We start from the raw sequence: 10,634 nt of genomic DNA, 5'->3' as shown, positions 1-10,634 counted from the left end.
TTGATGGAATAGTTTCAGAAAACATGGTTTCGTCATTCCTATTCTTCGTTGTAAAGTTGAAATTTACATAATAAATTTCCTGTATTTTCATGCCGAAGGCATTTATCACAGAACTTGTCGCGCTGGCCCGTTTGTTGAACACTGACTTCACTTCAATTAGCCACATTTATACCAATAGTATATCATTACCATTTTTAAAATCATATCTTTTGTAAGAAATTTACCAATATAAAAAGCGATAAAAGTTTTATCGCTTTACAGAAAATATATCTTGAATCCTATATTTCATTAGCTGTTACCATCCGCAGCAAGTCGGAATTTGTTTTCGAATAGACTTGCGAGTAAGGCGCCTATCGTTAAGTTCATTACCATATTGGCAACGGCTGGTACGGCCGCTAGTGATCCGAAGTGTTCCATCGCAAGTGTTGCCGCGAGGGCGGTGTTGCAAATACCGGTATGGAATAAAATTGCGCGGGTGTTGCGCTCGGGTACGCCTAGCCATCTGGAGATGAAGTAGCCAGCGCCCATTGGGATGCTGACTTGTAATGTGACTGCTATGAATACAAGCGGTAGCACGGATAAGTTCTCAGACAAGGCTTGCTGGGCATTGGATATGACCGATAGGATGACTAGAAATAGAGCAATTTGGGACAAGACTCCGGTATATGGTTTGAACTTCTCCACTTGTCTCTGAAACTTCCACTGAATCAGTAAACCGCCAAGCAAAGGGAAGAACACGATATAAATAATGTTAAGAAATAAAGGCCAGAATTCAATAGGGATAAAACGTCCTGCAAATGTCTGCAATAAAACCGGAGTCAACACAGGGGAAATAAATGTATCTAGCGTCGCCATCGTAATACTGAGTGCCACTTCTCCCCCTGCAATGAATGTATAAATATTTGCAGACGTTCCGCTTGGTACGGTTCCCGCCAATATAATACCGGTCGCGATCTCTGCTTGATTGCCGAAAAATAAATAGGCAATTGCTATTGACACTGCAACCATGATCGTCCATTTCAACAAGACACCCAGTAAAGCGTATTTCGGGTTTTTGATGACCTCGAGCAGCTTCTCCGATGAAAGCGATAAGCCCATCAGAAAGAAGATCGTCCCTAATCCAAAGCCCGTCAATTGCCGGATTGAAATGAACGCATCCGGAATGATATAGGCGATGATGGATAAGAGTACGATCCAAAGTGGTAAATACTTCGAAATGATTTTTGATATGGTTTGTATAGTTTTCATTTATTTCTCCTCCTTGCGAGGAAGTCCGTCTGTGTGTTTTTGCTATGAGCGGATAGACCGTCGCTATGAGCGCTTATCGAAGCACTATGATCAGTCAAAGGCCGTGTATGAGCGGTTAAAGTATTCGATAGAGCACTCGAGCCGCAACTATGAGCGTTTTTCACGAATCTTTGAGCGCTCACCATAAAAACCTCGCTTCCCACTCAGCATTTCCGATAGATATACGCCCCATCCTCTACATAATCCAATTCCACCACGTCGCCAATCTCAACATTTCCATCTGTTCTTACCGTAACCTTAGCTTTGGATTCATCTAACTGAATAAGCGCCACTGTATAAGGAGCAAGATGAGCAAATTCAGCAGGTACAATATGAATATCCGTGTAACTATAGACCGTACCTTTCGAAGACACGTCTTGCTCTTGTAGCTTGCCTGTTCCGCAACTCGGACAACGGTATTTATTCGAGACACTGGCATATTCACACTGATCGCATTGATAGACTTTCATCTCTTCACAACCTTTCCAGAATATGAACAGTGGAGTACGAACCTGTTCCACCCAAGTTTTGTGCCAAAGCGAGGCGGGCGTTTTCTACTTGATTTGGTGCAGTCCCGCGAAGTTGTTGGACGAGCTGATACATTTGTGCGACACCAGTTGCACCGATTGGGTGACCGCGTGACAATAATCCCCCACTCGTATTGACTGGTTTATCGCCAGTCGCCTTCGTTCGACCTTGTTCCACCGCTAGCCAACCTTCTCGTTTATTGAAAAAACCTAACTCCTCAATCGCAAGCATTTCCGTCATCGAGAAACAGTCATGAATTTCCACGACGTCGATATCTTCCGGGCCGACGCCTGCTTTTTCATATGCCAAGCGACCTGACTCTCGAACTGCGGGCAATGAAAGTAAATCGTCCGCGTCTTGCATTTGTGTAGGTCCTGAACTTTGTGCAGATGAACGGATATGGATCGCACCTTTTTTACGCGTAATGACCAATGCTGCCGCCCCATCCGTTGTTGGAGAACAATCAAATAAGCCAAGTGGTGAAGTAATAATACGTGCTTCCATAATCTCTTCCATCGTCGTTGGTTTCTGGAATTGCGCCAAAGGATTATGTAAAGCATTTTCACGATTCTTCAATGCAATCATCGCCAAATGCTCTTTCGTAGCATCCGTTTCATAAAAGTAACGGTTCGCGAGGACGCCAAAGAATCCAGGGAATGTGAGACCTGCTTGCTTTTCATTGGAATCGTTGTCCATCGCGGCATTGATTGCCTGTGTAACGTCAGCAGTCGAAGCATGTTTCATCTTCTCCACACCTGCTATTAAGACTGTATCGTATTCGCCACTTAGAATCCCCATGATCCCTTGACGAAGCGCAATCCCTCCTGATGCACAAGCGCCTTCTACTTTGGCCGTCGGGATATAGCCAAGTCCGAGTTCATTGGCAACTAAGGCGCCGAGGATTTCTTGATTACCGATCGAGCCTCCCATAAAGTTTCCGACAAACACCGCATCAACTTTCGGATTTCCTGCATCTTCAAGTGCTTCTATCGACGCTTCAACTAATAACTGCTTCATAGACTTGTCGACAAATTTCCCGAACTTTGTCATGCCAATTCCTTCAATATAGACATTCGTCAAGATTGCACCTCCACATGTTGATTGCGTAATTCCCGTTTCAAGATTTTACCGTACGAGCTTTTCGGTAGTTCATCCACAATATACATCTCTTTCGGTTTTTTGAAGCTCGCCATATGGTCTAGACATAATTGAAGTAATTCTTCTTTCATTACAGGCTTAGTACCATTCGGCACCACATACGCAATGACACTTTCGCCCCACTTGTCGTCAGGTACACCGATAACGCATGTCTCTTTTACCCCGTCATGCTTATTGAGGACTTCTTCCACTTCCCTCGGATAAATATTGACGCCTCCTGAAATGATGACGTCTTTTTTGCGGTCCACGATATGCACATAGCCCGCCTCACTTTTCCAACCGAGATCGCCAGTTTGCAACCAACCGTCACGTAACGTTTCATTTGTCGCCTGCTCGTTATTCCAATAACCTTTCATGACAAGAGAGCCTTTACAAACGATCTCTCCGACTTCACCTGCCGGCATTTCAGCTCCTTGCGCATCGACAATCTTCACATCGACAAAAGGTCCGACACGCCCACAGGACTCCAGATGATCACCAAGTTCGCGTTTTGGCATCATCGTAATGCACATCGGTGCCTCCACTTGACCGAATGTCTGTGCAAATATCGGGCCTGTCAGAGCGAGTGCTTTTGCGAGCTTACTTGCGGCAATTGAGGAACCTGCCATATTAATCGTCTTGATCGTAGATAAATTCTTCGGATCAAATTTCGGATGCTGGATCATTAAATTAACCATCGTCGGTACAAGAAAAATAACAGTAATTTTTTCTTTCGTTAAATTATGCACGAATTCTTCAGGCTCAAACTTATTGAACACAACTTGCGTTAATCCATACAGCCACGCTACATGCGACAGAAAGTTACTACCGTGAGTCAATGGTGCGACATGTCCTATCACATCGTCATAATTGGTCTCACAAGCAAGCGCTAGTGACAAAGCTCCCGAAATAATGTTGCGATGACTCAGCATCACACCTTTTGGATTTCCTGTCGTACCGGATGTGTACATAATCGCAAATATATCCTCTTCCATAATCTCCGTTGTACATGTAGCACCTCTGTTTTGTTCAATTGCTTGTTCATACTGCTCACCGATTGTCAGTGCTTGGATGACTGTATCGATTGGATTTATTAACTCTGATTCACCAATGATCAACTGAACATCTGCATCGTTCAGCATATATTCATGCTCTTTCGGATGAAGCCGATAGTTTAACGGCACTTTGATGACACCCGAAATCGCTGCCGCCACGTCAAGCTCAATATGTTCCAAGCGATTAGATGATAGAACAGCGAACCGGTCCCCTTTTCGAAGTCCGACTTTCACAAAGTATGCCGTCAGCGCAAGTGCTCGTTGCATCAGTTCATGAAACGTAAGGGAGCGCCTTTCATCTTTCACTGCAATTTTACCCGGATAAGCTGCGGCTGATTTCATTGCCAGTTGACCGATTGTCTCCAATGTCACTCACTCCTTTTCGTAAAATGAAATAAGGGAATACCTGAATACTCATCTGGTTTTCTATGAACATGTGTAGTAGATACCGGGAATATAATGAATTCTACTGTAATCGCCACAGGATTTTCTCCCCTAAGAAAATGACCGCCATTCATCTGTTTATTGCAGTCTACATATAGACCGTGGAAGTGGATATCCAACTGTCCTTGTTCATCGTAGCCAACAAATCCTGAACCTGAAAGCAGTTCGACGGGAGTGTCTGTAATAAGCCGTTCGGAATACTGTAAACTTTTATCTGGATTTTGCTGGGGTTGTACAATGGTCGCATACGCAAGAGATCCTATACATTGAAATTGAGCTGCTTCAACATGATGTTGCTTACACACCGCGAGAATCCCTTCAAATAGATCGGTATCTTTCGTCAAACGACCGATGATTCGATTCGTTGACTCGTCATACACCGCTTCAATTAGGTGATTCAATACAAAACCCTCCATCCACTTTCAGTATTTGTCCTGTCGTATAGCTAGACTCAGATGAGGCAAAGTACAGAACGGCTTCTGCGATACTAGTCGCCGCGCCTGTTTGAAGGATTGTCTCCTCATCCAAATTTGTCATAACTATAGGTGCAACCGAATTACATGTGATTCCATATCCACGAAGCTCTTTTGCGGTGTGCTTTGTTAATTTAGTAATTAAATCCTTAGAAGCTGTAAATGTTCGTTCTTTGCCACAACTTGAAATCGAACTGACGTTGATGATACGACCATACTTCTGTTCCACCATATACGGTGATACTCCTTGAATAAAAAGAGAAGTTGCTTGCGCATTCAAATCCGCTTCGAGTTCCCATTGATCAACAGATGACTGATTTTCATTATGAATACTACATATACACATATTGTTTACTAATATATGTAATTCTCCAAAGGTATCCGATGCTCTGGCGATTGCCGCGTTCACAAATTCTTTATCACGAACTTCGCCCAAGCATTCTAAATAATTCGCTTTTTCCCTGAATGATTGAATGGCTTGCAACGTCCCCGCACAGCTCGTTGAATCCACCAGGACGACATTGGCTCCTTGTTGTGAAAGAAGGAGGGCCGTCTGGGCACCAATACCATTGGCAGCCCCTGTGACGATAGCCGTCTGTCCTTTCAGTTTCATAAGCAACCCTCCTCAATCTACTTGATGTTTAGTAAATCTGGTAAAAATGTAGAGATCTGTGGAATATACGTAATGAGTAACAAGATAATGACGGAGGAGACAACGAAAGGCAAAACCCCTTTCGATATTTGCCCTATTGAAGTATTCGATATGCCCGCGGCTACGAATAAATTGAGTCCGACTGGCGGAGTGAAAAGTCCAATCGCTAAGTTGACTGTCATGAAAACACCAAATACTGTTGGATCAACATCAAACAATAGCACAATTGGCAATAAGATCGGAATAAAAATATAGTAGGCAGAAATTGCATCGATAAACATCCCGGCAATTAGTAAAATGATATTAATGAGCAATAAGATTATAATTCTATTACCTGAAATACTTAACATTACGTCTGAAATCTGCGTAGCAATTTGATCTGTCGTGATGATATATGCGTATACACTCGCCGCACTGACAATAAACATGACGACTGCCGTCTGAATACCTGCGGCAACCAAAATGTCATATAGCTTTTTCAATGTCAGTTCACGATATATGAAAAATCCGATGAACAGACTATAAAATACCGCCACTACCGCAGCCTCTGTTGGTGTAAAGAATCCACCATAAATACCACCTAAAATAATAACAGGAATCAATAATCCCCATATTGCATTTCCGAAGGCTTTAAAACGTTCCAAACTTGTTGCTGGTTCCATTATGTACTGCTGTGATATCGGGCCCTCACGTTTTTCTTGTCGATACCTAACAAACATGGCGGCTACAATAAATCCAACGCCCAATAGCAATCCAGGAATGACCCCTGCCATGAACATTCTTCCGATCGATACCGGAATCTGATCGCCCGCCACTACAGCAAAGACGATAAACGCAATACTAGGTGGAATGATGATACCGATTGCTCCAGAACTTGCTACCAAACCTGCCGCAGTTTCCGTCCTGTAACCGTTCTTCACCATACCCGGAATTAAAATACCGCCAATCGCAGCAACTGTTGCAGGGCCTGACCCTGAAATGGCTGCGAAGAAAATTGCTGTCATAACGGTTACAAAAATAATTCCGCTTTTGCGGTGACCGACTAATGCCTGGGCAAAATCAATTAATCTTTTTGAAATTCCCGCGTGCTCCATTATGACTCCCGCTAATATGAAAAACGGAATCGCAAGCAACGTAAATTTCGCTACGCTCGTATACATGATATCTGCAACCAATTCCAAACCGAACAATCCACTGCCTGTAAATAGCACCACAATGGAAGAGACAGCTAAGGCCACAGCAATTGGCATTCGAAGCATGACTAAAATAAAAAATACGCCGAATAAAATGATTGCTGTCATATTGGCTGCTCTCCCTTCCCATTTTGCTGTCGGAATTCAACAATTGTTACTTGGATGGAGCGAATTAAACAAAACAGTGCACCAATTGGCATCGACATCGAGAACCACCATTGCGGCCAACCAAGCGAAGGTGTTTTCTGTCCCATATCCATCTGATACTGCACCATCTTCAAACCAAAATATAAAAGAATAAAAAATAATAGCATCATCATCAATCCAACCAAAATCGTAATTATATTCTTCAGCAACAGATTGCCTTTGTCATAAATCAGAGTAAAGCCAAGGTGTGCGTACTTACGCACACCAATGGCTGTTCCGACAAATGTTAACATCACAAATAAATTGACTGTAATTTCTTCTGTGAAAGAAAATGAATAATTGGCAAATCCTCTGGATAGCACGTTAACGAATGCAATGGTGGACATGATGGACAGTACAATTACGACAATCCATTCTTCTACTCTATTGAATATCTTTCCCATACATCCACCCTCCAGTCCTTATTGGTCTTGGAACTTGTCTAATAGTTCCTTGCCCCAGATATCTTCATACTTTTCATAAACCGGTTGTACCGCTTCTGTGAACTCTGCTAATTCTTCGTCTGTTGGTGCGTAGAACTGCATGCCCGCATCTTTCAATTCGGCAATTTGTTTTTCTTCTTTTTCACGCGCCATTTCTACTTGATACTCAGCTGCTTCTTTACCTAGCTTCTTCACAAGCTCCTGATCTTCCTTACTCATCGAATCAAACAATTTCTTGTTGATACCCAATACGAGTGGATCATATGAATAGTTCCAAGTCGTTAAGTAGTCTTGTACTTCATTCAACTTAGATGAGTGAATAACATCGATTGGGTTTTCTTGACCATCAATCGTACCTTGTTGAAGAGATGTAAAGACTTCAGAGAACGCCATTGTCGTTGGATCCGCACCTAGTGCACGGTACAAGTCTGTATACATCGTAATTCCAGGAATACGTATTTTTAGGCCTTTCATATCCGCGGGTGACTTAATTTCCTTTTTACTGTTTGTGATCTGACGGAAACCATTCTCGCCAAATCCAAGTAATTCTACGTTCTTTTCATTAAGGATTTCTGCGAGTGCTTCTCCACCTGCACCATCAAATACTTTGTCTACCCCGTCTTTATCTTTAAATAGGAATGGCGCACTCGCTACACCAAAGCGATCATCTAAAATTGAGTAAATAATAGTAGAGTGAAGGCTCAAGTCGGTCTGTCCTTTTGTCAAGAGCTCTACGCCTTTCCCTTGGTCGCCATTTGATAGTTGTTCATTCGGGAACACTTCAATATTGATACGGCCATCCGTTTGTTCTTTCAAGTCCTGTGCTAACTTGTCTGCGGCCTGATACCAAGTAGATGAATCATTCACCGTGACAGACATTTTCAGGTCGTATGATTTTCCTTCTGATTCACCCGCACCGTCTGTTGCTTCTTCTTTGTCTGACGAGCAAGCTGCCAACATCAGCATGGCAGATAAACCAATTGCGCTTAGCACACTCTTTTTCTTCATTTTCATTTGTTGTTCTCCCCCAGTTTTTTTCAAAAGTCATCTAGATACTAACCAACAAAAGAGTATCTATTCAAAACATTTCGTTAGTGTATATAATTCTAATAGTCTGACAGTTTAATTAATATAGACTTTAGAACAATTATATATAGGAAAACACCTCTATTTTTTGTGTCAATGTCTAGTTTCTATAGTAAAGCTTCTTATTCTCGCTTTCTAATATACTAAAATAATTAAAACGCGAAAAAGAGGAGCAATTCATTGCTCCTCCCTTTGTACTTTATTTAACTTTTCTCTAGCTCTTACTAAGTAATACGCATTGATCCAAGAAGCAATCGGTATAACTAACGCTATGCCAAGGCCCGCGCAAAGTATTAAAATCATTTCCGAACTGAATATCTTTGAATTGACGATATCCCCAATGGAATAGTGCAAATCCTTGAACCAAATGAGCAATGCCAAATATCCCCCAAAGAAAGCAAAGAATAAGGTATTCGTATCGGTTCCTAAAATATCTCGTCCAATGCTGACGCCTGACTTGAACAATTCCTTCTTGCTTAAGCTAGGTGTATGCTTAAATACTTCATGCATGGTCGTAGCGATTGATATAGCGACGTCCATGATCGCGCCAATGGTACTCATTATAATGACAGAAGCGCCTATTTTTATGAAGTCTACACCGATATAGAGAGACATACCTGCGATTGCCTCTTCTTCTTCTTCGCCAAATCCTTGAATCATAAGCTTTTGGGATACTACTACAATGAAAAACAATAATATACTAATGGTAATCATCGTTGCGATAAATGCTATTACCGTTTTACTGTTCACTTCATTAATATAAAACAAACTGACGCAGCCTATAACGATGCAAGCAATAAATGTTATTAAAATAGGATTAGCGTTTGGATCCAACATAAAAAACATCGTGAAGAAGACCACGCCAAAATTGAAAAATAGCGAAATGAATGATCTTGCTCCACTTTTTCCGCCAACCCAGATCATCAATACGAGTAAAATAACCGCGAGCCATACAAGTACATTCATATTCTCGCCCTCTTTCGTTCAATGAAGAAAATCGCTGTATAGAGTCCAATAGGGATCGTCAAAACGATTCCTATTCCACCAGCTAAAGCACGCGCTAATTCCAATGACAGATTCATCGAAAGTGCAAATCCTACAGGAGAAGCGTTTTTCAAATAGAGGATCAGCATGGGAATAGATCCACTTATATATGCGAAAAACAGAATGCTTGTAATGGTACCCATAATGTCTTTGCCAATGTCTATGCCAGATGCTCTTAGCGCTTTAACGGATATAGTGTGATCTCTTTCATATAATGCAAACATCGAAGACGACATCGTAATGGCCACATCCATAATGGCCCCAAGTGATCCAATAAACAGCCCCGCCATGAAAATGGTGTGATAAGGACGTGTCAAAAACTGCATTTCCTCATAACGCAAACCATTCCCTGAAGTAATCCAGATGACAAGAGACGTGATGGAAAGAGATACGACTGTTGCGACTAGCGTAGCTACAATGGCGGCATACGTTTTTTCAGTGCGGCCGCTAACTAGCAAAAGCGAAATCGTTGTGAATAGCAGGATGCAGATCCCGCAAATTACAAGTAAACTGACCTCATAATATTTCACATAAATATCTAAAGCGAATGATAGTACCATGACGTTAATTACAAAGCCTACTATAGCTAATAGCCCTTGCTTATGACCGACAATTAATAGTGTAAAGACGAAGATCCACGCAACGATCAATACGTACTTATCACGTTTTACGTCAGTGACACTTCCCATTAATTGTTCACCGGCATTAGAATCAATGGAGACAAATACTTCATTTCCTATACGGTACTGCTGATCGTATGCTCCGGAAGAGGAATACTCATTGACCAACTGGACTTCTCGACCTTTTTCTTCTCCGTTCATGATCTTAGCTACGATTTTCTGGACAAATAGCGTATCTTCATTACCATGCATATCTGTTACGTCGGTTTCTTCCTCTATTATTGTATCGATCACCTGAGCGATCGGCCGATCATAAAATGAATGATTTTGATTTACAAATGCAATGGAACCAATACAGCAAAGTGCTAAGGTCAAAAACAGGATCCATTGCCATGTTGTGATTTTTCGGATTCTATTCAAAACAATCCTCCTGACACTCTTAGGATAAGACACAGTTTAATCCTACCACGAATTAGACGTAGAATT

Annotated in this window: 11 protein-coding genes; all 11 read right to left on the bottom strand. The window is 41.9% G+C overall.

Going from position 1 to position 10,634, the window contains the following annotated elements; translation table 11 throughout:
• Positions 1-288: 288 nt before the first annotated feature.
• Entirely contained in the window at positions 289-1,248 is a 960-nt protein-coding gene (locus tag CSV72_RS09820) for a bile acid:sodium symporter family protein (protein WP_099678191.1), read from the bottom strand.
• Between the two features lie 203 nt (positions 1,249-1,451).
• Entirely contained in the window at positions 1,452-1,757 is a 306-nt protein-coding gene (locus tag CSV72_RS09815) for a Zn-ribbon domain-containing OB-fold protein (protein WP_099678190.1), read from the bottom strand.
• A 4-nt stretch (positions 1,758-1,761) separates the two neighbouring features.
• The gene (locus CSV72_RS09810) at positions 1,762-2,895 is read right to left on the bottom strand and encodes a thiolase C-terminal domain-containing protein (protein WP_099678189.1); all 1,134 of its coding nucleotides are present in this window, start codon (positions 2,893-2,895) and stop codon (positions 1,762-1,764) included.
• Positions 2,892-4,373 carry a class I adenylate-forming enzyme family protein gene (locus tag CSV72_RS09805; RefSeq protein ID WP_099678188.1) on the bottom strand — a complete coding sequence of 494 codons (1,482 nt, stop codon included), beginning with the start codon at positions 4,371-4,373 and terminating at the stop codon, positions 2,892-2,894. Before CSV72_RS09805 ends, CSV72_RS09810 begins: the two co-directional genes overlap by 4 nt.
• A 2-nt stretch (positions 4,374-4,375) precedes the next feature.
• Positions 4,376-4,852 carry a PPC domain-containing DNA-binding protein gene (locus tag CSV72_RS09800; RefSeq protein ID WP_099678187.1) on the bottom strand — a complete coding sequence of 159 codons (477 nt, stop codon included), beginning with the start codon at positions 4,850-4,852 and terminating at the stop codon, positions 4,376-4,378.
• The gene (locus tag CSV72_RS09795; protein WP_199170084.1) at positions 4,836-5,537 is read right to left on the bottom strand and encodes an SDR family NAD(P)-dependent oxidoreductase; all 702 of its coding nucleotides are present in this window, start codon (positions 5,535-5,537) and stop codon (positions 4,836-4,838) included. The genes CSV72_RS09800 and CSV72_RS09795 overlap by 17 nt, the downstream gene beginning before the upstream one ends.
• Positions 5,538-5,554: 17 nt before the next feature.
• Positions 5,555-6,877: a TRAP transporter large permease gene (locus CSV72_RS09790; protein ID WP_099678185.1), complete on the bottom strand. Its 1,323-nt coding sequence runs from the start codon at positions 6,875-6,877 to the stop codon at positions 5,555-5,557.
• Entirely contained in the window at positions 6,874-7,359 is a 486-nt protein-coding gene (locus tag CSV72_RS09785; RefSeq protein ID WP_099633620.1) for a TRAP transporter small permease, read from the bottom strand. The genes CSV72_RS09790 and CSV72_RS09785 overlap by 4 nt, the downstream gene beginning before the upstream one ends.
• A gap of 18 nt (positions 7,360-7,377) precedes the next feature.
• Positions 7,378-8,412, bottom strand: coding sequence for a DctP family TRAP transporter solute-binding subunit (locus tag CSV72_RS09780; RefSeq protein ID WP_099678184.1), 1,035 nt, complete (start codon positions 8,410-8,412; stop codon positions 7,378-7,380).
• A 249-nt stretch (positions 8,413-8,661) separates the two neighbouring features.
• Positions 8,662-9,450, bottom strand: coding sequence for a YibE/F family protein (locus CSV72_RS09775; RefSeq protein ID WP_099678183.1), 789 nt, complete (start codon positions 9,448-9,450; stop codon positions 8,662-8,664).
• Positions 9,447-10,568, bottom strand: a complete 1,122-nt coding sequence (locus CSV72_RS09770; protein WP_099678182.1) for a YibE/F family protein — start codon at positions 10,566-10,568, stop codon at positions 9,447-9,449. Before CSV72_RS09770 ends, CSV72_RS09775 begins: the two co-directional genes overlap by 4 nt.
• Between the last annotated feature and the right edge of the window lie 66 nt (positions 10,569-10,634).

It is taken from the genome of Sporosarcina sp. P20a, from assembly GCF_002743175.1.
Classification (GTDB): domain Bacteria; phylum Bacillota; class Bacilli; order Bacillales_A; family Planococcaceae; genus Sporosarcina.
The sequence above is the reverse complement of the archived record's forward strand: the minus strand, read 5'-3'. Positions and strand labels throughout refer to the sequence as shown.

Excerpts from the sequence above, each read along its gene's own strand:
- CSV72_RS09820 (WP_099678191.1), bottom strand. The coding sequence starts at position 1,248 with ATGAAAACTATACAAACCATATCAAAAATCATTTCGAAGTATTTACCA.
- CSV72_RS09815 (WP_099678190.1), bottom strand. The coding sequence starts at position 1,757 with ATGAAAGTCTATCAATGCGATCAGTGTGAATATGCCAGTGTCTCGAAT.
- CSV72_RS09795 (WP_199170084.1), bottom strand. The coding sequence starts at position 5,537 with ATGAAACTGAAAGGACAGACGGCTATCGTCACAGGGGCTGCCAATGGT.
- CSV72_RS09790 (WP_099678185.1), bottom strand. The coding sequence starts at position 6,877 with ATGACAGCAATCATTTTATTCGGCGTATTTTTTATTTTAGTCATGCTT.
- CSV72_RS09785 (WP_099633620.1), bottom strand. The coding sequence starts at position 7,359 with ATGGGAAAGATATTCAATAGAGTAGAAGAATGGATTGTCGTAATTGTA.
- CSV72_RS09780 (WP_099678184.1), bottom strand. The coding sequence starts at position 8,412 with ATGAAAATGAAGAAAAAGAGTGTGCTAAGCGCAATTGGTTTATCTGCC.
- CSV72_RS09775 (WP_099678183.1), bottom strand. The coding sequence starts at position 9,450 with ATGAATGTACTTGTATGGCTCGCGGTTATTTTACTCGTATTGATGATC.